The following is a 24,822-nucleotide window of genomic DNA, read 5'->3' as shown; positions in this document are numbered from 1 at the left end:
CGGTGGGAGATCGAGGGGCATCGTTGGAAGCGCTCCCATAAACATCGACAACGGTAAGGCCATGTTGCGTCCGTGTGAAGCCCCGGTTTCCGCTGCCGGTCATCGCCGCAGGTCATCGGCCTGAGGTCCGGGTGGTCCGGGCGACCCCGAACCGGCCGCGTCGAGGGCTCGGTGCCGGGCGGCGCCCCGGACCGCCCGCTGACTCTCCGTGGCCAGATGTTGCCTCCGCCACGTAGGCTGCTGCTCGGAGGTGGGGGGTGGACGGGTCGCGAGCGGTCGGCCGGCGATGACATTCGATCCAGCCGTCCGGCCGGAGGCCGGGTCGCTGCGGCACGACGCGTTCTTCTACCGGACCGACGACGACTACGTACGCGGGATCCAGTCGTTCGTGTCGGAGGGGCTCGCCGCAGCGGAGCCGGTGCTGATCGCCGTGCCCGGAGCCCGGCTCGACCTGCTGCGTGCGGCCCTCGGCACCAGCACCGAGCTGCGCTTCGTCGACATGGGTCGGGAGGGTCGCAACCCGGGGTGGATCATCCCAGGGGTGCTGCACGCGTTCGTCGAGGAGCACACGCCGGTCCGGGTACGCATCGTCGGGGAACCGATTTGGCCCGGCCGGTCGGCGCTGGCCTATCCCCGCTGCGTACAGCACGAGGCGCTGATCAACATCGCCCTCGCCGACCGGCCGGTCACCGTGCTCTGCCCGTACGACTCGGTGCGGCTCGACGTGGACGTCGTCGCCGACGCGGCGAGCACCCACCCGTACCTGATCCGTGACGGCGACCGCCAGCCCAGCGCCGGGTACGGCCGGCCGGAGACCGTGGTCGACGCGTTCAACCTGCCCTTCCCGACCCCACCGCCGTCCGCGTCCACGTTGTTCTTCGAAGCCTCCGGGCTCTCCGGGATGCGCGCCCTGGTCGCCGCGCTGGCCCGGGAGGCCGGGCTCGGCCGTGAGCAGGTCGAGGACCTGCGGGTCGCCGCCAACGAGATCGCCACCAACGCGGTGATGCACTCCGGGCGGCCGGCGGTCGCCCGGGTCTGGCTCGACGCGGACGGGCTGGTCTGCGAGATCACCGGGTCCAGCGTGCTGACCGACCGGCTCGCCGGCCGGCTCCCGCCGTCGCCGCTGAGTGACACCGGGCGGGGACTGCTGCTGGTCAACTACCTCTGCGACCTGGTCCAGGTGCACACCGACGCCACCTCGACGGCGATCCGGCTGCACATGCACCGGCGCTCGGAGCCGGTGAACGGTTCCGCCTCCGGCGCCGGCCGCTGAACCGCCGACCCGGCCCGATCAGTTCCGACTCGATCGATTCCGGCCTGGTCTATCTCGGCCCGGTCCTATCTCGGTCCGATCGATCCCAGCCCAGTCGATCGGGCCTGGTCGATTTCGGCCTGGTCCTATCTCGGTCCGGTCGATTCCGGCCCAGTCGATTCGGGCCTGGTCGATTTCGGTCCGGTCAGTTCGGTTCGGTCAGTTCGGCGTCGTCGATTCGGTGTTTGTCAGTTCGGCCGGGAGCGGGACCCGGCCCCGCTCGTGGTCGGCCCCTCCGGGCGACGGGGCACCGGCAGGTCCGTCGGGCGGGCCTGCGCTGTCGGCTTGTCGGTGGTCGGCTCGTCGGTGGTCGATTCACCGGTGGTCGGCTCACCGGTGGCCGGCTCACCGCTGGCCGGGGCGGGGGTGCGGTCCAGGCGGGCGTCCAGGAACTGCATGACCGGGGTGGCCGTCACCCCGTGCACCACCACCGAGACGACCACCACCAGCCCGGCCGTCGCCCAGAGCAGCTCGGCGTCGGGGAAGTGGGCGTGCGTGGTGGCGTACCCGAGGTAGTAGAACGTGCCGACGCCCCGGATGCCGAACAGCGCCACGACCCAGTGCTCGGCCGGCCGGCCCGGCGCCCCGAGCAGCGACACCCGACCGGTCAGCGGGCGTACCACGAAGACCAGCGCCAGAGCCAGCGCCACCGCCGGCCAGGTCAGCGGGGCCAGCAGCCCGGTGACCACCGCGCCGCCGAGGAGCAGCAGCAACAGTACGGTGAGCAGCCGCTCGACCTGCTCGGCGAAGTTGTGCAGCACCTGGTGGTACTCGTGCGACCGTTCGGCGGCCCGGATCGCCCGCGCGGTGACGAAGACCGCGACGAAGCCGTACCCGCCGACCAGTTCGACCAGGCCGAAGGAGAGGAAGGTGGCGGCCAGCGCGAGGAAGCCCTCCGAGTGGCGGGCCAGCCGTAACCGCTCGGACCGGGCCCGGAAGAAGAGCTTGCCCAGCAGCCAGCCCACCAGCAGCCCGCCGGCCACCCCGAGCAGGATTCGGTAGCCGACGTCCACGGTCAGCCAGCGACCCAGCCAGTTCTCCGGGGCCAGCCCGACCGTGGCGATCGCGATGGCGGCGTACACGAACGGGAACGCGAGACCGTCGTTCAGCCCGGCCTCCGAGGTGAGCGCGAACCGTACCTCGTCCTCGGAGTCCTCGACGTCGGTCGGCTCGCCGACCTGCACGTCGGAGGCGAGCACCGGGTCGGTCGGGGCCAGCGCGGCGGCCAGCAGCAGTGCGGCGGCCGGCGCCAGCCCCAGCCACCACCAGCCCAGCACCGCCACCCCGGCGATGCAGAGCGGCATCGCGACAGCCAGCAGCCGCCACGTCGACGACCAGCGGCGGCGGCCGAGCGGCCGGTCGATCTTCAGGCCGGCGCCCATCAGCGCCACGATCACGCCGATCTCGGTGAGCTGGGTGGTGAATTCCGGGTGGGTCAGCGGATCGGGCTCGGGCAGCCCGAGGGGGAGCAGGAAGACGACCATGCCGAGGCCGAGGAAGGCGATCGGCATGGAGAGCGGCCGGCGCTCCAGCACCCGGGGCAGGATGCCGGCCAGCAGCGCGCCCAGCCCGATCAACGCGTACGCGGTAGCCGAGAGATCCACCCCGGCACCCTTTCCCCGCCCGGGCACCCGGCACGCCTCGACTGAGCGGTCAGTGCTCCGGGCACTCGGCGACGCCGGCCGACGGGGCTCCGGCACGCCTCGGCCGAGCGGTCAGCCCTCCGGGTGCCCGGGGACGCCGGCCGACGGCGGGATCATCATCTCGAACCAGACCGTCGAGCCGCGTACCGTCGGATCGGTACCCCAGGCGTCGCTGAGCTGTTCGATCAGCCCGAGCCCCCGGCCCCGGCTGCTGAGCTTCTCGGTGCGGGCCCGGGTCACCGCGCCCCGGGTGCCGCTGTCGGCGACCGAGACCAGCAACCGCTCCGGGCTGAGGTCGATCTCGACCCGGGCGGCGGTGCCGGCGTGCAGCAGCGCGTTGGTGGTCAGCTCGCTGGTGCAGAGCACCGCCGACCCGACCACCTGCTCGGGTACCCCCCACAGGGTCAGTTGGCCGGTCATCCAGTGCCGTACCCGGCCCGGTGCGGTCGGCTCCGCCGGCACCTCCATGCTCGCCGACCGGCTGGGCGTACTCGCGTGCTCGACGGCGAGCACGGCGACGTCGTCCTCGGTGCTGCCCGGCACCGCGCCGGTGGCGAGCGCGCAGAGCGTACGCGGATCGCCGGTCGCCGCCCCGGCCACCGTCGCGGCCAGCGCCTCGAAGCCGTCGGTCAGGCTCCGCTGCCGGCGCTCCACCACACCGTCGCTGAACAGCAGCAGGGTGTCCCCGGGCGGAAACTCGACGGTGACCGCCGTCCGCCGTCCATGCAGCCCGAGCGGCACCCCCGGCGGGACCTCGACGTACCGGGCGGTGCCCGGCTGGCCGGGCGAGCCGCGCCGGACCAGCGGCGGGGGATGCCCGGCACTGGCGATGGTCAGCCGCTCCGAGTCCGGCTCGATCAACCCGTAGACCACGGTGACGAAGAGTTCGTCGCTGTGCGCCTCCGCGCTCAGGCTCGCCACCAGCCGGTCCAGCCCGGCGAGTACCGGCACCGGGGCGGGATCGCTCAGCGCCAGCGCCCGCAGCGCGGCGCGTACCTGCCCCATCAGCGCGGCGGCCTGCACGTCGTGCCCGGCCACGTCGCCGAGTACCACCGCCAGCCGGCCGTCCGGCAGCGCGAACGCGTCGTAGAAGTCACCGCCGGCCGCGTTGCCGTCGACCCCGGCGTCGTAGCGGGCGGCGATCCGCAGCAGCGGCAGGTCGGGCAGGTGCTCGGGCAGCATGCTGCGCTGGAGCAGTTGCGCGGTGCCGTGCTGGGTCTCGAACCGGCGGGCCCGCTCGGCCGCCTGGGCCACCAGCTCCGCCGAGGCGGTCAACAGGGCGCGTTCGGCGGGCGGCCAGAAGTGCGGCTGCCGGTAGCCGACCGTCAGCCCGCCGCGCAGGTTCGGCGTACCCAGCGGCAGCGCGGCCAGCGCCCGGATCTTCTCGTCGTGCCGGTCGACGGCGCTGTGCAGCAGCGGTTGGCCGTCGCTGGCGAAGCTCGGCGTGCCGGTGTCGGCGGCGACCACCAGCGGGGCCGGCGAGTCGGCGTCATGCCGCCGCCACAGCGGCGGCAGCCGCTCGTCGGCCTCGTCGAGCACCTCGCCCCGGACCCGCCGGACCAGCCGCCAGCCGGTCCCGTCGTCCACCCCGAACTCGACCTGGTCGGCCCCGAACGTCGAGATGGCGTTGCGCAGCGTGACCCGGGCGACGTCGTCCAGGGTGAGGGTCCGGGACAGCGCCGAGGCCAGCTCGCCGAGATTCTGTAGCCGCTGGGTGACCTGGGTGGCCTCGGCCGCCACCGTGAGCACCCCGACGACCGTTCCGGTGGAGTCCCGGACCGGGGAGTAGCCACGGGCGAAGACGGACTGCTCGGGCAGCCCCGACTCGTCGCGGACCAGCGGCAGCGAGGTCTCCCGCTCCAGGAACGGCTCGCCGGTCCGGTAGACCCGTTCGACCACGTCACCGACCCCGGGCACGGGCCACACCTCGGAGAACACCTCGGCGGCCGGTCTGCCGAACGCCTCCGGATGCTTCGGCCCGATCACCTCGCCGAAGCCGTCGTTGTAGATCAACGCGAGCTGGTTGCCGTACGCCAGGGCCATCGGCACCGGGGCGGAGAGGACCAGGTCGACGACCGCGCGCAGCGCGGGATCCCAGTGCTGGGGCGGACCCAGCGGGGTCTCCGCCCAGCGACGACCGGCCGGCGGTCCGACCGTGGGATGCGGGATCGGCAACGCACCGGCCACGGTGGAAGGGGGAGCGGGTACCCGCCCGACCGTGCCTGGCATGCCAGCAGCCTAACCGGAGTGAACGAATCCGCTCGCGGACGCGGTCCGGAACGCCCGTTGTGCACGGGTGCGAGCCGGTTCGGCGGGTCGGCTGGGTGGTGATCTCGGGCGGGTGCCCGGGGGCGCGGGTGGCTCCGGGGCCGAGCCCTCGGCGTGGTGCCCCGGGCCGGGCTGGCTACTGCCCCGGGCCGGGCCGGCTACCGCCCTGGGCCGGGCCGGGTACTGCCCCGGGCCGGGCCGGCTACTCGACCATGCCGGCGTCCGCGGGGCGACGCCGCATTGCGTCGTCGGCCAGGATCACGGTGGCGACCATCAGCGCGACGCAGAGGCTGAACAGCCACGAGCCGTCGTCGACCAGCCGGGCCGAGACCGGCGCCTGCACCGCGGTGAGCAGGAAGGCGAGCCAGGCGAACCGGCGCTGACGGGTGGAGAGGAATCCGGGAGCCGAGTGCATCCCGAAATTCTGCCCGGCAAAAGCCCGATCGCCGTCCCCCGTTCGGACGAATTAGGGCCGACCTGTCCGCTTGATCCGCCTCTGCGGCTCCGGTTGGTGTTCCGGGCTGGCTGTCCCGGTTGGCGGACTCACGTCCGGCTCCGGTCGCCTTCAGCCAGCGGCCCCGCTTGTCGTCCGCCGGGACGGCCTGTCCGGTGGCCCGCCGTCCACCGTTCCGGCATGATCGACCGCCGTGGTCACTCCCTCACGCGGCCGGACCGGTCTCGCCGTACTCGTCCTGGCCTATCTGGCCTTCGTCAGCCTCGGGCTTCCCGACGGTCTGCTCGGCGTCGCCTGGCCGTCCATCCGGGTCGACCTGACGGTCCCGACCGAGGCGGTCGGGCTGCTGCTCACCTCGGCGACGGTCGGCTACCTCGTCTCGAGCGTGGTGGCCGGGTTCAGCATCGCCCGGATCGGGGTGGGCTGGCTGCTGGCCGGCAGCACCGCGCTGGCCAGCCTGGCGTTGGCCGGGTACGCCGGTGCACCGGCGCTGCCGGTCATGATCGGCTGTGCGCTGGTGCTCGGCCTCGGCTCGGGCGCGATCGACGCGGGGCTCAACGCGTACGCCGCCGGGGCGTTCGGGCCGCGTCAGATGAACTGGCTGCACGCCTGTTTCGGGCTCGGCGTCGCGATCGGACCGCTGGTGATGACCAGCGTGCTCGGCGTCGGGCTGGGCTGGCGCTGGGGGTACGGCATCGTCGCCGTCGCGCAGGCCGCCCTGGCACTGGCCTTCGTGCTCACCGTCCGGACCTGGGAACGTCGAGGTGCACCCGGCCCCGACGAGCCGACCCCGGTACCCGAGACCCCGGCCGCGCCGTTACCCGTCCGGGCCACCCTGGCCCTGCCGGCGGTCTGGTTCGGCGCGCTGACCTTCGCCGTCTACGTGGCGATCGAGGTGGCCGCCGGCCTCTGGGCGTACCTGCTGCTCACCGAGGACCGGGGACTCAGCGGTACCGTCGCCGGGCTCTGCGTCTCGCTCTACTGGGGCAGCCTCTTCCTCGGCCGGGTGGTGCAGGGGTTCGTGGCCGAGCGGCTGGGCACCCGTACGGTGCTGCGCGGCAGCATGTACGCGATGACGCTCGGCTCCGCGCTCGTCGCGGTACCCGGGCCGGGCTGGCTGGCGGTGCTCGGCCTCGCCGTCCTCGGCTTCGGCGCGGCGGCGGTCTTCCCGCTGCTCACCCTCGGCACGGCCGAACGGGTCGGACAGCGGCACGCCGACCGGACGATCGGGTTGCAGATCGGGGCGTCCGGGCTGGGCGGGGCGCTCATCCCGGGCGGGCTGGGCGTGCTGATCGGGCGTACCTCGGTGGCGGTGCTCGGGCCGGCGCTGGTGCTGCTCTGCCTGGCCATGCTGGCGCTCTACTGGGCGTCCCGCCATCGGGCGGCCCCGGGAAGCTGATCCACGCGGCGCCGGTACGGCCCGACCGGATTCACGCGGGCGGGACGCCGGGATATCAGCACGGCCGGGATCGCCGGGACAGTGCTGCCCGGGTCGCCGGGAGGTCAGTGCGGCCCGGATCGCCCGGTGGTCGACGGCCGGTACCGGCGCTGTTCGTCGCTCAGTTGCCCGGCCTGCTCCTCGGCGTACGCCGGGTCCGGTTCGTCGGCGTCCGCGCCGTGGCCGAACGCGGACTCCGCGCCCGCCTCGTTGCCGGTGACGTCGTCGACCTGCCCGTCGGGCGTCGACGCCCCCATCGCCCCCTCCAACTCGTGCAGCGGCAGCCGCTCCTCGTCCCGCCAGACGTGCCTGTCCCTGTCGGTCATGCCTGTCGCCCTACCCGGCCGGCCCGAGGGGCAAACGCCGCCGATCCACCCGTACCAGCCGGGGTCGGACAGGTGGCCGGCAACGGCCGCCGGGAGGAGGTTCCTCCCGGCGGCCGTGCATGCGCGAACCCGACCGGGCTACGGCTGCGGCCGGGACACCTCGCCGCGCCAGGCGCCGGTCTCGGCGCCACGCCGCTCGATGAACTCCTTGAAGCGTTGCAGGTCACCGGCGATCCGCCGGTCCACCATGCCCAGCTTGTCGCCGGCCTTCTCGGCGATCCCCTGCGGCTCGAAGTCCATCTGGGCGGTCACCCGGGTGTGGTTCTCGTCGAGCCGGTGGAAGGTCACCACGCCGGCCTGCCTGGTGCCGTCGGTCGAGGTCCAGGCCACCCGCTCGTCGGGCAACTGTTCGGTGATCCTCGCGTCGAACTCGCGGTTGACCCCGCCGATCTCGACCTTCCAGTGCGTCATGGTGTCCGACATCTGCCGGACCTCCTCGACGCCCTCCATGAACTGCGGAAAGTCCTCGAACTGGGTCCACTGGTCGTACGCGGTCCGGATCGGTACCGCAACGTCGACGGACTTGGTCACGCCACTCATCTGGCATCCTCCTTGTCGGTCGGTCTACGAATGGGCCACTGTGCTGCTGGTTGGTTGGTCTCCCGGGGGTGGGTCACCAGCGGTGGGTCTCGTTCGCGTGCCCGAGGGCGGCCCACACCTCGGAGACGGTCTGGAACTGGTCACCTGGCGGCAGTTGGTCCAGCTGGGCGAGTACGTCGTCCGGCGCCTCGTTCTCCTCGGCGCTGCGGCGCAGGCTCTCCCGGTCGCCGGGCAGCGCGGAGAGCGGGATGAACCGGCCCAGCCGGCTCCGCTGCTCGACCTCCTCCGAGGTCATGCCCTGCGGTGCACCGGCCCGGGTGTCGTTGCTCGGCGCCCTGGTGATGCCGGGCTGGTCCTCGCCGGCCGGCTCGGGTTCGCGCCACTCCTCCGCGCGACCGCCGGCGGCGTTCTGCACCGTGCCCTTCACCTCCCGGCCCATTTCCTCGTCCAACCGGGGACCGTGCTTGCTGTTCCCACGTTCCATACCTAATGCGCTACCCGAGGGGAATCGAGCTAAACGGCACGGACCCAGCGACCGGCGTCAGGAGTCCGGCGCGGATCTCGTCGCGTCCGCGAACTGCTTCGGCTGGATCTTCACCGAGACGGGCCGGGCGGAGACTACGCCGGGTCCGGCGGGGATTTCGGCGGCAGCGCCGGTTCCACCGGCGGCTCGGCGCCGCCCTGGAGGGCCCGGCCGCGCTGCACCTCGGCATTGATCTCCACACCGAGCATCACCGCGCAGTTGGAGAGGTAGAGCCAGACGAGGAAGGCGATGATGGCGCCGAGACTGCCGTAGGTGACGTTGTAGGAGTCGAACCGGGAGACGTAGAAGCCGAAGCCGGCCGAGACGATCGCCCAGGACACGAGGGCGACCGCGCCGCCGACCGTGAGCCAGCGGAACCGGGGTTGCCTGACGTTCGGCGCGATCCAGAACAGCAGCGAGAGCAGCAGCATCATGATGGCCACCAGGACCGGCCACTTGGCGACCGTCCAGGCGGTCCGGGGCGCGTTCCCGAGGTTGAGCGCGTTGCCGACCGCGTCGGTGACCGGGCCGCTCACGATCAGCCCCGTCGCCACCACCGCGAGCAGCAGCAGCGCGATCGCGGTCAACCCGAGTTGGAGCGGACGTAGCAGGTAGAAGGGGCGGCCCTCGGCGACCCCGTAGATCGCGTTGGAGGCCCGGGTGAACGCCCCGACGTAGCCGGCGGCCGACCAGAGCGCCGCCACCAGACCGAAGCTCAGCAGTACCTTCGCCGAGCCCTGGCTGTCGACCACTTCCCGCAGTACCCGCAGCACGCCGTCGTTGGCCACCACCGAGCCGGCGCCGACGTCCCGGGCGAGCCCGGCGATGGTGTCGATGGTCTGTTCGCCCTTGGAGACCAGGCCGACCAGGGCCACGATCACGATCGCGGACGGGAACAGCGCCAGTGTGCCGTAGTAGGTCAGCGCGGCGGCCCAGTCGGCGCAGTTGTCCGCCATGAAGCTGCGTACGCTCCGGACCAGTACGCCCCGCCAGGTGGACCAGCGCAACTGGCGTAGATGACCTGGGATGCGCCGGTCCGCTCCGGATGAGGTCGGGGCCGGTTCGGTGGTCGACGCCATGCTCGCCCCCTCGTCGCCCGGGCCAGCCGTGCCGACGTCGGGTCACGGCTGTGGTTGCGCTGCCCGGTACCCAGGGCGGGAAATGCACAAACTCCGGGCGTGGTCTACCGCCGCGTCGTGCCGGCCGGGCGACCGAGGCGCACCGGGTTTGCGGCCGGTGACTCGGGAAACCGAACCACGGACCGGACCACGGAGACGACGATCCGGAGGAGGAAGATCATGCCCGGACGCGAGGTTCTGCCCAGTACCCTGCGACGTTCGCCGGAGAAGGCCCAGGACACCTGGGCGAAGACCCACGACTCGGCGGTCGGGACGTACGGCGAGGGGCAACGGTCGCACCGGACCGCGTACGCCGCGCTCAAGCACTCGTTCGAGAAGGTCGGCGACCACTGGGAACCGAAGGGGCGGAAGGGCCCGAGCGACGAGCAGGCGGCCGGGGGTGGGCCGGCCCGGCGTGCGCCGACCGCCGGTGGCGTGGACGCCAACGCGCCGAAGGAGCACCTGATGGAGGTGGCCAGGCGGCTTGACGTCAAGGGCCGGTCCCGGATGACCAAGGCCGAACTGGTCGGCGCGATCCAGAAGGCGAACAACCGGAACACCGCTGCGGCACGTGGTCGGGAGAAGGGCCGGAACCGCCGCTGACCACGGCACCGGCGAGCCGCTGTCGGCCGGCGCGACGTCGGGGGGATCGCGCCGGCCGGTCGGCCGATGTTGCCACCCGGCGGGACGGGCGACGAGCGGTCGGCCGGGGGCGTCACTTCCACCGGGCGCCACTCACCACCGCCCGCCCTCCCCGCCCGGCCCCTCGATGTGCACCGCCTTGGTGGCGGTCAGCTCGTCCAGCAGCTCCGGGCCGTACCCGAAACCCTGGCCGCTGCCGCCCCGGGGCTGTGCGGCGCCGCCCGGCGCCCCGCCGAATACGGCGTTGACCTTCACGGTGCCGACCGGCAGCTCCCGCCAGGCCCGCTGCGCGTGGCTCATCGACCCGGTCAGCACCGTCGCCGCCAGCCCGTACGGCGAGTACGACGCCCGGGACAGCGCCTCGTCGAACGAGTTCACCACCATCACCGGGGCCACCGGACCGAAGGTCTCCTCCCGCATCACCGCCATCTGGTCGGTGCACTCGGTCAGCACCGTGGGCGGATAGAAGGCGCCGGGTCCGTCCGGTACGACGCCGCCGGACAGCACGCTGGCACCGTCCGCGACCGCCGCCCGGACCTGCTCGTGCACGTGCTCCCGGTGCCGCCGGTCGACGAGTGGCCCGAGTTCGCTGAGCGGGTCCCGCCCGGGTCCCGAGCGCAGCGCCCCGGCCCGCTCCACCAGCGCACCGAGGAACCGGGTCGCCACGGACCGCAGCACGTAGATCCGCTCCACCGCGACGCAGAGCTGGCCGGCGTTGGTGAACGCCCCGATCGCCGCCTGCTCGGCGGCCCAGCGCGGGTCGACGTCGTCGTCGACGATCAGCGGGTCGCTGCCACCGTTCTCCAGCAGCGCCTTCGCACCGGTACGGGCGCAGGCGGCGGCGATCGTCCGGCCGGTGGCGGTCGAACCGACGTGCGCCACCACGTCGACCTCCTGCCCGGCCAGCGCGGCGCCCACCGGTGCGTCGCCGGTCAGCAGCGACAGCACCCCGGACGGCAGGTGTTCGTCGAGCAGCCGGGCCAGCAGCCAGCCGCTGGCCGGGCTCCGCTCGCTCGGCTTGTAGACGACCGTGTTCCCGGTGGCCAGGGCCGCGCCGAGCAGGCCGCAGGAGACTGCGACCGGGTCGTTCCAGGGCGTGACGACCGCGACGACGCCGCGCGGCTGCGGCACCATCAGGTCGATCGCGTCGGCGTCGCCGCCGAGGGTGCGGCCACCGCGCACCGGGGCGAGTTGGGCGTACTGGCGCAGCGTCGACACGCCCGCCTGCACCCCGCCCCGGGCGGCGGCCAGTGGCCGGCCCATCTCGGCGGTCTCGGCCTCGGCCAGCCGGTCGGCCACCGCCTCGATCGCGTCCGCCGCCCGACCGATCGCCGCCGCGCGCTCGGCGGGTGCGGTCCGGGCCCACCGGGGCGCGACCGCCCGGGCCGCCTTGACCGCCGCCTCCACCTCGGCCTCGGTGGCCACCGGCTGGCGGGTGACCGGGGTACCGTCGGCCGGATCGAGCACTGTCAACCACCCGGCGTCGCCGCTGCCGTCCCACACTCCGGCGATGAGCTGCTGGACCTGATACATGGAGCGCAGTTTGCCCCGGTCCGGGCGGTCCAAACTATCCTGTTTCACCCGTGTTCCAGGGACTGGCCGGCGATGCCGCCGGACCTGACGACCGGGTCGGGCCGGTGGCGCCCGGCCGGCCCGTCCGCCCGGGTTAGGGTGCACGGATGACGGTGCTCGGGGACACCGCCGACGCGGTCGTCGTCGGAGCGGGACACAACGGTCTGGTCGCCGCGAACCTGCTCGCGGACGCCGGCTGGGACGTCCTGGTGCTGGAGGCGACCCGCGAGCCGGGCGGTGCGGTCCGGTCGGCCGAGGTGACCGCCCCGGGCTATTTGAGCGACCTCTACAGCGCCTTCTATCCGCTCGGCTACGCCTCGCCGGTGCTGCGCCGGCTGGGGCTGGACGGCTACGGCCTGACCTGGCGGCACGCGCCGGACGTGCTGGCGCACCTCTTCCCGGACGGCGGCGCGGTGCTGCTCAACCGCGATCCCGAGGTCACCGCGGCCTCCGTGGCGCGGTTCGGCGCCGGGGACGGCGAGCGGTGGCTCGACGCGTACGCGCAGTGGCGGCAGATCTCCGCGCCGCTGCTCGACGCGCTCTTCACCCCGTTCCCGCCGGTACGCGGCGGCCTGGCGCTCGCCCGCCGACTGCGTACGGCCGGGATGCTGCGACTGGCCCGCCGGCTGGTACTTCCCAGTTCCCGGCTCGGTGTCGAACTCTTCACCGGCTCCGGTGGGCCGGCCCTGCTCACCGGCTGCGCGTTGCACACCGACCTGTCCCCGGACGAGCCCGGTTCCGGGGTGTACGGCTGGCTGCTCGCCATGCTGGGTCAGCAGGTGGGCTGGCCGGTGCCGGTCGGCGGGGCGCAGCGGATCACCGACGCGCTGGTGGCCCGGCTGCGCGACCGGGGTGGGCGGCTGCGCCCGTACACCCCGGTCGACCGGATCCTGGTGGCCCGGAACCGGGCTGTCGGGGTGCGCTCGGCCGACGGTCTGCTCTGGCGGGCCCGTCGGGCGGTACTGGCCGACGTGCCGGCCCCGGCGCTCTTCCTCGACCTGGTCGGCGCCGCGCGGCTGCCACCCCGGCTGGTGGCGGATCTGGCGCACTTCCGCTGGGACGGCTCGACGGTCAAAGTGGACTGGGCGTTGGCCGGCCCGGTGCCGTGGCGGGATCCGGCGGTGGCCGGTGCCGGCACCGTGCACCTGGGCGGCGACCTCGCCGACCTGTCCCGGTACGCGGCGGCGCTGCACCGCGGCGAGTTGCCGGCCGAGCCGTTCGTGCTGGCCGGGCAGTTGACGGTGGCGGACCCGAGCCGCTCGCCGGCCGGCACCGAGTCGCTGTGGGCGTACACCCACCTGCCGTTCCGGCGGAGTTGGCGGGCGGCGGAGATCGAGACGCACGTCGCGCGGATCGAGGCGGTACTGGAGCGGGCGGCGCCCGGTTTCGGTCGGCTCGTCAAAGCCCGGCACGTCGCCGGGCCGGCCGAGTTGACGGCGGGAAATCCGAGCCTGGTCGGCGGTGCGGTGGGCGGCGGCACGTCGGCCGCGTACCAGCAGCTCTTCCTGCGCCCGGTGCCCGGACTGGGCCGGGCGGACACCCCGGTCGACCGGTTGTTCCTGGCCGGTGCGTCGGCGCATCCGGGCGGCGGTGTGCACGGCGGCCCGGGGGCGAACGCGGCCCGGGCCGCGCTGGCCCGGGACCGGGCGCTCACCGGCCGGGCGTACGCCGCCGTGCTCGGCCGGGCGCAGCGCGCCGTCTACGCCTGACCGGCCGCGCCGACCGGCCCGGTGGCCGGCGCTTCTGAGCGCGGCGGGAACTTCCGGCTATGCGTGGCGATCAATGCATGGTAGAAAGTTGCCAGGGCCGGCCCCCGTTTCGCAAATATTTAACCCCCACTTTGCGCGAACCGGGAGAACCCCATGTCATCGACCCGTCGTACCCTGCGCCGCCGCGTGCTGACCCTGCTCGTCGCGGGCTTCGCGGCCACCGTCACCGCGCTCGGCATCGCCACGCCGGCGTTCGCGATCAGCCACTCCGACGCGGCCTCGCAACTGCGCGCCGCCGGCGTGCCGTGGACCTCCAGCGGTGGTTGCAGCGACCGTAACAACCCCACCTGCACGTCGTTCGAGGGCATCCGGCAGGCCACCATCACCGGGATCATCACCTTCAAGCGGGCCAGCGGCTGCGCGATCACGATCACCGCCGGCACCGAGACCGGACACGCCAGCGGCACCTACAGCCACTGGAACGGCTACAAGGTGGACTTCGGGCTCAACACCTGCGCCCAGAACTACATCTCCGCCGCGTACACCTACGTCGGCTACATCTCCGGCTGGGGATACCAGTACCGGGCGCCCTCGGGCAACCTCTACACCCGCGAGGGCAACCACTGGGACGTCCTCTACTACACCTGCGGCTGCTGACCGCGCCGTCCCCGGTGCCGGCCCGATCTTCCGGTCGGCCGGCGCCGGGGCCGGGCCGCCAAGGTCACGCCGGCCCCCGGGTCAGCGGGACGACTCGTCCGGGGTGGAGTGCGACGACTTGTCCGCGCCAGATCGGGACGACTCGTCCGGGGTGGAGTCGGACGGCTCGTCCGCCCCCGCCGGCCCGGCGTCGGAGCGGGTGATGTTGCGGTGCCGGCCGCGCAGCTTGAACGGCATCAGGGCGCTCTCGACCTTCGTCGCCGTGGTCATCTTGGACTCGCCGTCCAGCCGCTCCTCGAACCGGATCGGCACCTCCAGGATGGTGTGCCCGAGCTTGGTGGCCAGGTAGTGCATCTCGACCTGGAAGCTGTAGCCGTTGGACTGCACCCGGTGCAGGCCGATGTCGCGCAGCGCGTCGGCCCGCCAGATCTTGAAACCGGCGGTGAGGTCCCGGATCCGCACCTGGAGCAGGGTGTGCACGTAGAAGTTGGCCCAGCCGCTGAGCACCCGCCGGTAGAGCGGCCACGCCTCGTCGAGCTGCCCACCGGGCACGTAACGCGAACCGATCACCACACCGGCCTGGGTGGAGAGCAACGAACCGAGCATCCCGGGCAGCGCCTCCGGCGGGTGCGACAGGTCCGCGTCCATCTGCGCGACGTACTCCGCGCCGGCCTCCAGCGCCCGGCCGATCCCGTCGACGTACGCCCGCCCGAGCCCCTCCTTGCCGGCCCGGTGCACGACCTGGATCCGCTCCGGGTGCTCGATCGCGAGCTTGTCCGCCACCTCGCCGGTGCCGTCCGGGGAGTTGTCGTCGGCGACGAGAATGCTGAGCCCGGGCAGCGGCAGGGCGAGCAGTCGCTCGACCAGCACCGGAAGGTTCCCCGCCTCGTTGTAGGTGGGGACGACGACGGTCAGGCGAACATCCCGCCAGGGAGCGGGCAGCTGTACGGGTTCGATCATCGGGGCATCCTCGGTTGGCCGACAGCGGTCAGGGGCAAAGCCTAACTTGACGCAGCGCGCGGGCTACAACACGGGCCGGAGGGGGCAAACCGGCGGGTACCTCGGGGAACGCCGTGTGGACGGCCGGAAAAACCCGTCGGACGGGCCGGGTAACGGTTCGGGCTCCGGATAGCGGCGACCTGGCCGGGGTATGCCACCGGCGACGACGACCGGGGCGGACCGCGGGCGTGACGGGTGACGTCGGACGGGGCTCGACGGGTGCCGCCGGACGGGTCCGCCGCGCCGTCCGGCCAGGCGGAACTGATGTTTACTCCTCCTGCTCCCGGGAACCCGCCGGCCGTGCGCAACGACCAGGTCGACCCGCATCAGTGCAGGTCAGGGGCACCGCACGGTGGCCCGGACGGGGTGCGGGCCAGGACCGGTCTGTTCGACGCCGTGCTCTTCGACCGGGACGGCACGCTGGTGCACGACGTGCCGTACAACGGGGATCCGGCGCTGGTGCGGCCGATGCCGGGCGTCCGGGAGGCGCTCGACCGGCTCCGCGCCGCCGGGCTGCGGTTGGGGGTGGTGACGAACCAGTCCGGGGTGGCCCGGGGCCGGTTCAGTTCCGCCGATCTGGCCCGGGTCAACGCCCGGGTCGACGAACTTCTGGGCCCGTTCGACACCTGGCAGGTCTGCCCGCACGCCGAACCGGCACCCGGCGGGCAGGGCTGCCGCTGCCGCAAACCCGCGCCCGGCATGGTCTGGGACGCGGCCCGCGCGCTCGGCACCGAACCCGCCCGCTGCGTACTCGTCGGGGACATCGGCGCCGACATGACCGCAGCCGCTGCGGCCGGCGCGAGCGCGGTCCTGGTGCCGACCCCGGCCACCCGTTCGGAGGAGGTGGCCGCGGCTCCCGCGGTCGCCGGTGACCTGCGCGGCGCGGTCGACCTGATCCTGCGTCGACACCGCTGCACCCTGGCCACCCCGGCGCCCGACACCCCGCGTCGGCGCCCCCGCTGCGTGCTGGTGGCCCGGCCGGACTCCGCCGGGGACGTCCTGGTGACCGGTCCGGCGATCCGGGCCGTCGCGGCCGGGGCCGACCGGGTGGTGCTGCTCTGCGGGCCCCGGGGCCGGTCCGCCGCCGAACTGCTGCCCGGCGTCGACGAGCTGGTCGAGTGGCGACTGCCGTGGATCGATCCGGAGCCCGGTCCGGTGGACCGGGCGGAGATCGACCGGCTGACCGCCCGGCTCGCCGCGACCGGTGCCGAGGAGGCGGTGCTCTTCACCTCGTTCCACCAGTCCGCGCTGCCGCTCGCCCTGGTGCTGCGGATGGCCGGAGTCGGACGCATCTCGGCGATCAGCCCGGACTATCCCGGTTCGTTGCTCGACGTACGGCACCGGGTGTCGCCGGGCGTACCCGAGGTCGAGCGGGCGCTGTCGCTGGCGGCGGCGGCCGGATTCGTACTGCCGTCCGGCGACGAGCCGGTGCTGCGACTGCGTACCGACCCGTCGGGTGCCGGAACCGCCGGAGAGGCACTGCCCGACCCGGGATACGTCGTGCTGCACCCCGGATCGTCGGTGCAGGCCCGGGCCTGCCCGCCCGAACTCTGTGCCGAGATCGTCGCGGCGCTCACCGGCGCCGGACACCGGGTGGTGGTGACCGGCGGCCCCGGTGAGCGGACGCTGACCGCCCGGGTCGCCGGGCGTACCGGAATCGACCTGGGCGGACAGACCTCGCTGACCGGGCTGGCCGCGATCATCGCCCGGGCGGGCTGCCTCGTCGTCGGCAACACCGGTCCGGCACACCTGGCCGCCGCGCTCGGCGTACCGGTGGTCAGCCTGTTCGCCCCGACCGTCCCGTTCGGACAGTGGGGGCCCTACCGGGTGCCCACGGTACGGCTCGGCGACGCCGCCGCCGGCTGCCGGCACACCCGGGCCACCGTCTGCCCCGTACCCGGGCATCCGTGCCTGTCCGGGATCGCGCCGCGCGAGGTGGTCGAGGCGGTCCGCCTGCTCGCCGCCCCGACCTCGGCAACCGCGTCGCCGGCACCGGCCTCCTCGGCGTCCCCGACGACTCCGGCGGCACCGGCCGCCTCGACGGCCTCGACGACTCCGGGGGCACCGACGACTCCGGCGGCACCGGCATCCTCGACGGCCCCGGTGGCTTCGGCGGCGGCGCCGGTGGTCGCGGCGCTGGCCGGTGTCGAGGAGGTCCGGCCGTGAACATCCTGCTCTGGCACGTGCACGGCTCCTGGACCACCGCCTTCGTGCACGGCAAGCACCGCTACCTCGTCCCGGTCACCCCGGACCGTGGCCCGTACGGGCTGGGCCGGGCGCGCACCTACCAGTGGCCGGACACGGTCGACGAGGTGACCCCGGAGCAGTTGGCCGGTGCCGACGTCGACCTGGTGATCCTGCAACGTCCGGAGGAGATCGACCTGGTCGCCGAGTGGACGGGGCGACGGGTCGGCCGGGACCTGCCGGCGGTCTTCGTCGAGCACAACACCCCGAAAGAGGGGAACGTGCCGAACAGCCGGCATCCGCTGGCCGACCGGGACGACCTGCTGATCGCGCACGTCACGCACTTCAACGCGCTGTTCTGGGACACCGGCAGTACCCGGACCACAGTGGTCGAGCACGGCATCGTCGCACCGACCGCCCGCTACACCGGCGAACTCGACCGGCTCGCCGTGGTGGTGAACGAGCCGGTACGCCGCTGGCGGGTCACCGGCACCGACCTGCTGCCGCAGTTCGCCGAGATCGCCCCGCTGGACGTCTTCGGGATGGGTGTGGCCGGGCTGCCGGACCGGTTGGGACTGCCGGCCGACCGGCTCGCCGTCTACGACGACCTGCCGCAGCACCGGATGCAGGCCGAAATCGCCCGGCGGCGGGCGTACCTGCACCTGTGCCGGTGGACGTCGCTGGGGCTGAGCCTGGTCGAGGCGATGGCGATGGGGATGCCGGTGGTGGTGCTCGGGGTGACCGAGGCGGTCGAGGCGGTACCGCCGGAGGCGGGTGCCCTCTCCACCCGGATCGACACCCTGCTGGCGGCCACCGGGCAGCTCGTGGCGGAGCCCGACACCGCCCGCCGGCTCGGGGAACAGGCCCGCGAGGTCGCGCAGGCCCGGTACGGCCTGGACCGGTTCCTGACCGACTGGGACCGGTTGCTGGAGGAGGAACTATGCGCGTCGCGATGATCTCCGAGCACGCCAGCCCGCTCGCGGTACTCGGCAGCGAGGACGCGGGTGGCCAGAACACGCACGTCGCCGAACTCTCCGCCGCGCTCGCCGACGCCGGCCACGAGGTGCGGGTCTACACCCGCCGGGACGGCCCCGACCTGCCGGAGGCGGTACGACTGCGCGACGGCGTCGAGGTGGTGCACGTACCGGCCGGGCCGGCGCAGCCGATCGCCAAGGACGAGCTGCTGCCGTACATGAAGGACTTCAGCCGGTGGCTGGTGGCCCGCTGGCGCGGCGACGAGTGGGTGCCGGACGTGGCGCACGCGCACTTCTGGATGAGCGGACTGGCCGGGATCGCGGCCGGCCGGCAGACCGGGATTCCGGTGGTGCAGACCTACCACGCGCTCGGCACGGTCAAGCGCCGGCACCAGGGCGCCGCCGACACCAGCCCGGCCCGCCGGGTCGGCTACGAGCGGGCGCTGGGCCGGGCGGTGGACCGGGTCATCGCGCAGAGCCAGGACGAGGTCCGCGAGCTGGTCCGGATGGGCGTACCGCAGGCCCGGGTCACGGTCATCCCGTCCGGGGTCAACGACGAGACCTTCTCGCCGGACGGTCCGGCGGTGCCCCGGGTGCCGGGGCGGCCCCGGATCCTCACCGTCGGCCGGCTGGTGGAGCGGAAGGGCTACGCAGACCTGATCCGGGCGATGCCGATGATCCCGGAGGCCGAGTGCGTGGTGGTCGGCGGTCCGCCGGCCGGCGAGGTCGACGACGATCCCCAGGTCCGCCGGCTGCGCGCGCTCGCCGACGAGGTCGGGGTGGCCGACCGGGTACGTCTGATCGGCGCCGTGCCCCGCGAGGAGATGCCCTTCTGGTACCGGTCGGCCGACGTGCTGGTCGCCGCACCCTGGTACGAGCCGTTCGGGCTCACTCCGCTGGAGGCGATGGCCTGCGGGGTACCGGTGGTCGGCACCGCCGTCGGCGGACTCACCGACACGGTCGCGGACGGGCAGACCGGTGACCTGGTGCCGCCCCGCGATCCCGAGGCGCTCGGCACCGCCGTCCGGGACCTGCTGGCCGACCGGGTACGCCGGTACGGGTACGCCGCCGCCGCACTGGACCGGGCCCGCCGCTGGTACTCCTGGACGCGTACCGCCGACCAGATCGCCGCCGTCTACACCGCCGTCAGCGAGGTGCGCCGGCCGAGCGGGGTGGTCGCCGGATGACCGCGTCGATGGAGCTGCTGGACAGCCACCTGGCCGGGCTCGCCTCGGCGCTGCTGCCGTACCGGACCGAGGCCGGCCGGCTGGCCCGGTGGGGGGACGAGCTGGCCCGGCTGCTCGCCAGCGGTGGTCGGGTGCTGGTCGCCGGCAACGGGGGCAGTGCCGCCGAGGCGCAGCACCTCGCCGCCGAGCTGGTCGGCAAGCTGCGCGACGACCGGGCTCCGCTGTCGGCGATCGCGCTCTGCGCCGAGACCTCCTCGCTGACCGCGATCGGCAACGACTACGGCTTCGACGAGGTGTTCGCCCGGCAGGTACGCGCACACGGCCGCCCGGACGACGTACTGCTGCTGCTCTCCACGAGTGGCCGCAGCGCGAACCTGGTCCGGGCGGCCCGGGCCGGTCGGGAGTTGGGGATGCGCTGCTGGGGGTTGACCGGCCCGACGCCGAACCCGCTCGCCGACGCCTGTACGGAGGTGCTCGCGGTGCCCTGCCCGGACAGCCAGGTGGTGCAGGAACTCCACCTGGTCTCGGCACACGTGCTCTGCGGCTACGTCGACGCGTACCTGCCGGTCCCGTTCGCCCCGGCCGGCTACGTCAGCACCAGCCCGGCGGTGGCCCAGACGGTCCCGACCGGCTCCGCCCCGGTACGCCCGTCCGGGGTCGAGCCTGTTCGCCCGTCCGGGGTCGAGCCTGTTCGCCCGTCCGGGGTCGAGCCTGTTCGTCCGTCCGGCGTCGAGCCTGTTCGTCCGTCCGGCGTCGAGGACGAGCTGGTGCTGCGGGTGCCGGGGACGCTCCGGCCGGGCGGGCACGAGGAGGGGCCGTGACCAGGAGACTCGTGGTCCTCGGCGACACGCTGCTCGACCGGGACGTGGAGGGCGTGGTGAACCGGCTCTGCCCGGACTCGCCGGTCCCGGTGCTGGACGAGAACAACAGCGTGGACCGGCCGGGCGGGGCCGGGCTGGCGGCGCTCTTCGCCGCCGGGCGAGGCTTCGAGGTCGCCCTGGTCACCGCGCTCGCCGACGACGAGGGTGGCGCCCGGCTCAGCCATCTGCTCACCGCCGCCGGGGTGCAGGTGTACGGGCTGCCGCTGCCGGGCGCCACCCCGGAGAAGATCCGGCTGCGGACCAGGGGACGGGTGCTGCTCCGGCACGACCGGGGTGGACCGGCCGGACCGCCCGGCGAGCCGAGCGAGGCGGTACTCGACCTGCTGGCCGGGGCGGCCGGGATCCTGGTCAGCGACTACGGCCGGGGCGTGGCCCGGCTACCGGCCCTGCGGGCGGCGTTGGCCAACACCGCCGCGCCGATCGTCTGGGACCCGCATCCACGGGGTCCGGCGGCGGTGCCGGGCGTCCGGCTGGCCACCCCGAACGAGGTGGAGGTCCGGGAACTGGCGGGCGTCACCACCGGCGGCTCGCGGCTGCTCACGGCGGCCCGCTGTGCCGAGGCGCTGCGGCAGCGCTGGCGGGTCGGTGCGGTGGTGGTGACGATGGGCGGCGAGGGTGCCCTGCTCGCGCACGCCGGTTCGACGCCGCTGGCGGTACCGTCGCCGACCTGTGCCGACGGCGACACCTGCGGCGCCGGTGACCGGTTCGCCGCCGCCGCCACGGTGGCGCTGGCCGACGGGGCGCTGGTCTCCGAGGCGGTACAGCGGGCCGTGGCCGAGGCGTCCGGGTACGTCGCGGCCGGCGGGGTGGCGAGTGCCGTACCGGCGACTCCGGCCCGGGGCGCCGCGCTGCGTACCGGCGGAGGGCCGTCCGCCGACGATCCCGGCCCGTCCGCCGACGGCCCGGAGCAGGTCCCGTCCACCGCGCCGGCCTCGTCCACCGCGCCGGCCCCGTCCGGCGATCCGACCGGGGAGACCGCCGCGCCGGCCCGGTCCGGCGGGGCAGGGCGAAGCCGGCCCGGGGTCGCCAACCGCACGGACACGGTGCCGATCACGGCGGTCGACTGGAGCGACCGGATCGGCCACCGGGCCGCCGGTGAGGTGGTCGCCCGGGTCCGCGCTGCCGGCGGCACGGTGGTGGCCACCGGCGGCTGCTTCGACCTGCTGCACGCCGGGCACGTGGCCACCCTGGAAGCGGCCCGCCAGCTCGGCGACTGCCTGGTGGTCTGCGTCAACTCCGACGACAGCGTGGCCGGCCTGAAGGGCCCGGAGCGACCGCTGGTCCGGCACGTCGACCGGGCCCGGCTGCTGGCCGCGCTCGGCTGCGTCGACGCGGTGGTGGTCTTCGACGAGTCGACCCCGCACGCGGCGCTCTCCTGGCTGCGGCCCGACATCTGGGTCAAGGGCGGCGACTACGGCACCGGCGCCGACGGGCCGGACCTGCCGGAGGCCGAGATCATGCACCGGTGGGGCGGGCACACCGTGGTGGTGCCTTATCTGGACGGGCGCTCCACCACCGGGATGATCGCCGCCGCCCGGGCCGGTCACCGGCCGGTGGGACGGACCCGGTGAGCGGCGGCCTCGACGGGGCCGGCGGTGCGCTCGGACCCCGCCCCGGCGACCTCACCCCCGCCTCCGGCGGCGCCGGAGACCTCGGCGGCGCGGTGCTGGTCAGCGGCGGGTCCAGCGGGCTCGGCGCGGCGGTGGTGGCCGCGATCACCAACTCCGGCGGCCGGCCACTGGTGCTCGACCGGCAGCCGCCGCGCACCCCCGCGCAGTGGCTGCGCTGCGACCTCGCCGACACCCGGGCCGCCGAGGCGGCCACCCGGGAACTCGCCGAGCAGGCCGGCGGGCTCGCCGGAGTGGTCACGGCGGCCGGGATCGACGTACCGGGGCGGTTGGGCGAGGTGCCGGCGGAGACCTGGGAGCGGGTCGTCACCGTCGACCTGCTGGCCACGGCGGCGGTGATCCGGGCCGCGCTGCCCTATCTGGAACGCTCGCACGGCACGGTGGTCACCGTCGCCTCCACGCTCGGCGTGAAGGCGGTCGGGGACGCGACCGCGTACTGCGCGGCGAAGTTCGGGGTGGTGGGCTTCACCAGGGCGCTCGCCGCCGAGCTGGCCGGGGCGGTCGGGGTGACCCTGCTGGTGCCGGGCGGCATGCGGACGGCGTTCTTCGACGAGCGCGACCCGCAGTACCGGCCGGGGGAGGACGCGGCACTCAACGAGCCGGCGCACGTCGCCGAGGCCGTACTCTTCGCGCTGCGCCAGCCGCCCGGATGCGCGATCCGGGAGATTGTGGTCTGCGCCGACCGGGAAACGTCATATCCGTGATCCTGGTGTTGCGGGCGCTCGGAGTGGGTGACCTGGCGACGGCGGTGCCGGCGCTGCGCGGGCTGCGCGCCGCGTTTCCGGAGCACACCCTGACGGTGGCCGCTCCGGACTGGCTCACCCCGCTGGTGGAGCTGGTCGGCGACGTGGACAACGTGCTGCCGACCGACGGGCTGGACCCGGTCGACCGGGCCGGGCCGGCACCGTACTGGGCGGTCAACCTGCACGGCCGGGGGCCGCAGTCGCACCGGCTGCTCGCCGCCGCCGGCCCGGAGCGGCTCTGCGGCTTCCACTGCGCCGAGGCCGGCCACACCGACGGCCCGCGCTGGCGGGCCGACGAGCACGAGGTACGCCGCTGGTGCCGGCTGCTGAGCTGGTACGGCGTCGACTGCGACCCGGACGACCTGGACCTGCGCCGCCCCGCGCCCCGCCGGGTACCGGTCGGGGTGACCGTGGTGCACCCCGGCGGCAAGGGCACCCGGCGGCGCTGGTCGGCGGCCCGCTTCGCCACCCTCGCCCGCGAGCTGACCCGGGCCGGGCACCGGGTCGTGGTGACCGGTTCACCGGACGAGCAGGCCCTGGCGGAGCGGGTGGCGACCGGGGCCGGACTGCCGAACACGGCGGTACTCGCCGGCCGGCTCACCCTGGTCGAGCTGGCCGCCGTGGTCGGGTACGCCCGCCTCGTGCTGAGTACGGACACCGGGGTCGCGCACCTGGCCACCGCGTACCGGACGCCCTCGGTCGTGTTGTTCGGGCCGGTCCGGCCGCAGCTCTGGGGTCCGCCGCCGGACCGGCCCTGGCACCGCGCCCTGCACCGGTCGGCGGCTCCGTCGAGGGACCCGGGCGGCCCGGGCGATCTCCTCGACCAGTTCCGCCGGCAGCGGGCGCCGGCCTCCGGCGCCGGCCCCGGCCGGGAGGCGGTCGACGGGTCCGGGATCCACCCCGGGCTGGCGGCGATCGGGGTGGACGAGGTGCTGGCGGCGGCGGACGAGGTCGACCGGATGGGGCGGTACCGCCGTGCGGTTGCGGCGTAGCGACCTGTCGGCCCCGGGGTACGGCCGGCGCCGGCGCGGTCGCGGCGTGGTCTTCCTGGACACCGGGGGGCAGCCGATCCGGGACCGGGACGAGGTGGCCCGGCTCCGCGAACTGGTGATCCCGCCGGCCTGGAGGGACGTCTGGATCTGCCCGCACCCGGCCGGACACATCCAGGCGGTCGGCGTCGACGCGGCCGGGCGCCGGCAGTACCTCTACCACCCGACCTGGCGGGTCCGCCGGGACCAGGCGAAGTTCGACCACGTGCTGGAGGTGGCCACCCGGCTGCCGGTGCTGCGCGAACAGGTCTGTGCCGACCTGGCCGGGCGGGGACTGCGCCGCCCTCGGGTGTTGGCGACCGTGGCCCGGCTGCTCGACATGGGCACCTTCCGGATCGGCAGCGACCAGTACGCGGCCGGCGACGACCCGACGTTCGGGGTGGCCACCCTGCGGCCCGAGCACACCCGGACCCGCGCCGGCTCGGTGGTCTTCGAGTTCCCGGCCAAGGGTGGCATCGACCAGGTGCTCCGGATCGACGACACCGAGGCGTGCCGGGTACTGCGGGAACTGCGCCGACGGCGGCGTACCGCCCAGCGGCTGTTCGGCTACTGGGACGGCCGGGCCTGGCGGGACGTCCGCAGCGACGAGGTCAACGACTACCTGCGTACGGCCAGCGGCGGCGAGATGACGGCGAAGGACTTCCGCACCTGGCATGCGACGCTGTGGGCGTCCCGGGCGCTGGCCGAGGCCGGGCCGCAGCAGTCGATGACGGCGCGGCGCCGGGTGGTCGCCGAGGCGATGCGCCGGGTGTCGGGCCGACTCGGCAACACCCCGGCGGTGGCCCGAGCCTCTTACGTGGACCCCCGCCTGCTCGACCTCTACCAGGGCGGCACGGTCGCCGACCTGCCGTCGGACTGTACCGACGCCGAGGCCGAACGGGCCGTTCTGGCGCTCCTCGGCCGCTGACCGGCGGT

Annotated in this window: 20 protein-coding genes and 2 pseudogenes; 13 read left to right on the top strand and 9 right to left on the bottom strand. The window is 74.4% G+C overall.

Annotated features, from left to right (window positions below):
* Positions 1-286: 286 nt before the first annotated feature.
* Positions 287-1,273 carry an anti-sigma factor RsbA family regulatory protein gene (locus tag Pen02_RS37510; RefSeq protein ID WP_203870924.1) on the top strand — a complete coding sequence of 329 codons (987 nt, stop codon included), beginning with the start codon at positions 287-289 and terminating at the stop codon, positions 1,271-1,273.
* A gap of 227 nt (positions 1,274-1,500) precedes the next feature.
* Here Pen02_RS37510 and Pen02_RS37505 read toward each other — a convergent pair whose 3' ends face one another.
* The 3 genes from Pen02_RS37505 to Pen02_RS37495 form a co-directional block, all read right to left on the bottom strand.
* Positions 1,501-2,916: a cation:proton antiporter gene (locus Pen02_RS37505; protein ID WP_203870923.1), complete on the bottom strand. Its 1,416-nt coding sequence runs from the start codon at positions 2,914-2,916 to the stop codon at positions 1,501-1,503.
* Positions 2,917-3,027: 111 nt separating this feature from the next.
* A complete protein-coding gene (locus Pen02_RS37500; RefSeq protein ID WP_203870922.1) occupies positions 3,028-5,184 on the bottom strand; it encodes a SpoIIE family protein phosphatase in 2,157 nt (718 codons plus the stop codon).
* A 241-nt stretch (positions 5,185-5,425) separates the two neighbouring features.
* A complete protein-coding gene (locus tag Pen02_RS37495) occupies positions 5,426-5,638 on the bottom strand; it encodes a hypothetical protein (RefSeq protein ID WP_203870921.1) in 213 nt (70 codons plus the stop codon).
* A gap of 232 nt (positions 5,639-5,870) precedes the next feature.
* Between Pen02_RS37495 and Pen02_RS37490 the strand changes: the two genes are divergently transcribed.
* The gene (locus Pen02_RS37490; protein ID WP_203870920.1) at positions 5,871-7,076 is read left to right on the top strand and encodes an MFS transporter; all 1,206 of its coding nucleotides are present in this window, start codon (positions 5,871-5,873) and stop codon (positions 7,074-7,076) included.
* Between the two features lie 104 nt (positions 7,077-7,180).
* Here Pen02_RS37490 and Pen02_RS37485 read toward each other — a convergent pair whose 3' ends face one another.
* The 4 genes from Pen02_RS37485 to Pen02_RS37470 form a co-directional block, all read right to left on the bottom strand.
* On the bottom strand, positions 7,181-7,441 hold the full coding sequence (locus Pen02_RS37485) for a hypothetical protein (protein ID WP_203870919.1): 261 nt from the start codon (positions 7,439-7,441) through the stop codon (positions 7,181-7,183).
* A 138-nt stretch (positions 7,442-7,579) separates the two neighbouring features.
* Positions 7,580-8,041, bottom strand: a complete 462-nt coding sequence (locus Pen02_RS37480) for an SRPBCC family protein (protein ID WP_203870918.1) — start codon at positions 8,039-8,041, stop codon at positions 7,580-7,582.
* 73 nt (positions 8,042-8,114) lie between these two features.
* On the bottom strand, positions 8,115-8,525 hold the full coding sequence (locus Pen02_RS37475) for a DUF2795 domain-containing protein (RefSeq protein ID WP_203870917.1): 411 nt from the start codon (positions 8,523-8,525) through the stop codon (positions 8,115-8,117).
* A 134-nt stretch (positions 8,526-8,659) separates the two neighbouring features.
* Positions 8,660-9,643 carry a YihY/virulence factor BrkB family protein gene (locus tag Pen02_RS37470; protein WP_203870916.1) on the bottom strand — a complete coding sequence of 328 codons (984 nt, stop codon included), beginning with the start codon at positions 9,641-9,643 and terminating at the stop codon, positions 8,660-8,662.
* A 219-nt stretch (positions 9,644-9,862) separates the two neighbouring features.
* On the opposite strand from Pen02_RS37470, the gene Pen02_RS37465 reads away from it, so the two are divergent.
* On the top strand, positions 9,863-10,285 hold the full coding sequence (locus Pen02_RS37465; protein WP_203870915.1) for a ChaB family protein: 423 nt from the start codon (positions 9,863-9,865) through the stop codon (positions 10,283-10,285).
* A 132-nt stretch (positions 10,286-10,417) separates the two neighbouring features.
* On the opposite strand, the gene Pen02_RS37460 is transcribed toward Pen02_RS37465, so the two are convergent.
* Positions 10,418-11,857, bottom strand: coding sequence for an aldehyde dehydrogenase family protein (locus Pen02_RS37460; protein ID WP_203870914.1), 1,440 nt, complete (start codon positions 11,855-11,857; stop codon positions 10,418-10,420).
* A gap of 146 nt (positions 11,858-12,003) precedes the next feature.
* Between Pen02_RS37460 and Pen02_RS37455 the strand changes: the two genes are divergently transcribed.
* Both Pen02_RS37455 and Pen02_RS37450 read left to right on the top strand, forming a co-directional pair.
* Positions 12,004-13,605, top strand: a complete 1,602-nt coding sequence (locus Pen02_RS37455; RefSeq protein WP_203870913.1) for a phytoene desaturase family protein — start codon at positions 12,004-12,006, stop codon at positions 13,603-13,605.
* A gap of 153 nt (positions 13,606-13,758) precedes the next feature.
* The gene (locus Pen02_RS37450; protein ID WP_203870912.1) at positions 13,759-14,262 is read left to right on the top strand and encodes a hypothetical protein; all 504 of its coding nucleotides are present in this window, start codon (positions 13,759-13,761) and stop codon (positions 14,260-14,262) included.
* A gap of 195 nt (positions 14,263-14,457) precedes the next feature.
* Here Pen02_RS37450 and Pen02_RS37445 read toward each other — a convergent pair.
* A pseudogene (locus Pen02_RS37445) lies at positions 14,458-15,222 on the bottom strand (polyprenol monophosphomannose synthase); the annotation flags it as partial.
* A gap of 303 nt (positions 15,223-15,525) precedes the next feature.
* On the opposite strand from Pen02_RS37445, the pseudogene Pen02_RS37440 reads away from it, so the two are divergent.
* From Pen02_RS37440 to Pen02_RS37405, 8 genes and pseudogenes are all read left to right on the top strand, one after another.
* Positions 15,526-17,265 (top strand): annotated as a pseudogene (locus tag Pen02_RS37440) (HAD-IIIA family hydrolase); the annotation flags it as partial.
* A gap of 158 nt (positions 17,266-17,423) precedes the next feature.
* Entirely contained in the window at positions 17,424-18,401 is a 978-nt protein-coding gene (locus tag Pen02_RS37435) for a glycosyltransferase (protein WP_203870910.1), read from the top strand.
* Positions 18,386-19,606, top strand: a complete 1,221-nt coding sequence (locus Pen02_RS37430) for a glycosyltransferase (RefSeq protein ID WP_203870909.1) — start codon at positions 18,386-18,388, stop codon at positions 19,604-19,606. The genes Pen02_RS37435 and Pen02_RS37430 overlap by 16 nt, the downstream gene beginning before the upstream one ends.
* Complete coding sequence (locus tag Pen02_RS37425; RefSeq protein WP_203870908.1) at positions 19,603-20,427, top strand: D-sedoheptulose-7-phosphate isomerase; 825 nt, start codon at positions 19,603-19,605, stop codon at positions 20,425-20,427. Before Pen02_RS37430 ends, Pen02_RS37425 begins: the two co-directional genes overlap by 4 nt.
* A complete protein-coding gene (locus Pen02_RS37420; RefSeq protein WP_203870907.1) occupies positions 20,424-22,058 on the top strand; it encodes a PfkB family carbohydrate kinase in 1,635 nt (544 codons plus the stop codon). Before Pen02_RS37425 ends, Pen02_RS37420 begins: the two co-directional genes overlap by 4 nt.
* A 92-nt stretch (positions 22,059-22,150) precedes the next feature.
* Positions 22,151-22,819, top strand: a complete 669-nt coding sequence (locus Pen02_RS37415; RefSeq protein WP_203870976.1) for an SDR family oxidoreductase — start codon at positions 22,151-22,153, stop codon at positions 22,817-22,819.
* On the top strand, positions 22,816-23,850 hold the full coding sequence (locus Pen02_RS37410; protein WP_203870906.1) for a glycosyltransferase family 9 protein: 1,035 nt from the start codon (positions 22,816-22,818) through the stop codon (positions 23,848-23,850). The genes Pen02_RS37415 and Pen02_RS37410 overlap by 4 nt, the downstream gene beginning before the upstream one ends.
* Entirely contained in the window at positions 23,834-24,814 is a 981-nt protein-coding gene (locus tag Pen02_RS37405) for a DNA topoisomerase IB (RefSeq protein ID WP_203870905.1), read from the top strand. The genes Pen02_RS37410 and Pen02_RS37405 overlap by 17 nt, the downstream gene beginning before the upstream one ends.
* Positions 24,815-24,822 lie beyond the last annotated feature (8 nt).

Origin of the sequence: Plantactinospora endophytica (genome assembly GCF_016862915.1) — a bacterium.
Taxonomy (GTDB): Bacteria; Actinomycetota; Actinomycetes; order Mycobacteriales; family Micromonosporaceae; genus Plantactinospora; species Plantactinospora endophytica.
The sequence above is the reverse complement of the archived record's forward strand: the minus strand, read 5'-3'. Positions and strand labels throughout refer to the sequence as shown.

Coding starts and splice junctions, on each gene's coding strand:
- Pen02_RS37510 (WP_203870924.1), top strand. CDS start 287: ATGACATTCGATCCAGCCGTCCGGCCGGAGGCCGGGTCGCTGCGGCAC.
- Pen02_RS37460 (WP_203870914.1), bottom strand. CDS start 11,857: ATGTATCAGGTCCAGCAGCTCATCGCCGGAGTGTGGGACGGCAGCGGC.
- Pen02_RS37495 (WP_203870921.1), bottom strand. CDS start 5,638: ATGCACTCGGCTCCCGGATTCCTCTCCACCCGTCAGCGCCGGTTCGCC.
- Pen02_RS37475 (WP_203870917.1), bottom strand. CDS start 8,525: ATGGAACGTGGGAACAGCAAGCACGGTCCCCGGTTGGACGAGGAAATG.
- Pen02_RS37450 (WP_203870912.1), top strand. CDS start 13,759: ATGTCATCGACCCGTCGTACCCTGCGCCGCCGCGTGCTGACCCTGCTC.
- Pen02_RS37455 (WP_203870913.1), top strand. CDS start 12,004: ATGACGGTGCTCGGGGACACCGCCGACGCGGTCGTCGTCGGAGCGGGA.
- Pen02_RS37465 (WP_203870915.1), top strand. CDS start 9,863: ATGCCCGGACGCGAGGTTCTGCCCAGTACCCTGCGACGTTCGCCGGAG.
- Pen02_RS37485 (WP_203870919.1), bottom strand. CDS start 7,441: ATGACCGACAGGGACAGGCACGTCTGGCGGGACGAGGAGCGGCTGCCG.
- Pen02_RS37480 (WP_203870918.1), bottom strand. CDS start 8,041: ATGAGTGGCGTGACCAAGTCCGTCGACGTTGCGGTACCGATCCGGACC.
- Pen02_RS37430 (WP_203870909.1), top strand. CDS start 18,386: ATGCGCGTCGCGATGATCTCCGAGCACGCCAGCCCGCTCGCGGTACTC.
- Pen02_RS37470 (WP_203870916.1), bottom strand. CDS start 9,643: ATGGCGTCGACCACCGAACCGGCCCCGACCTCATCCGGAGCGGACCGG.
- Pen02_RS37500 (WP_203870922.1), bottom strand. CDS start 5,184: ATGCCAGGCACGGTCGGGCGGGTACCCGCTCCCCCTTCCACCGTGGCC.
- Pen02_RS37425 (WP_203870908.1), top strand. CDS start 19,603: ATGACCGCGTCGATGGAGCTGCTGGACAGCCACCTGGCCGGGCTCGCC.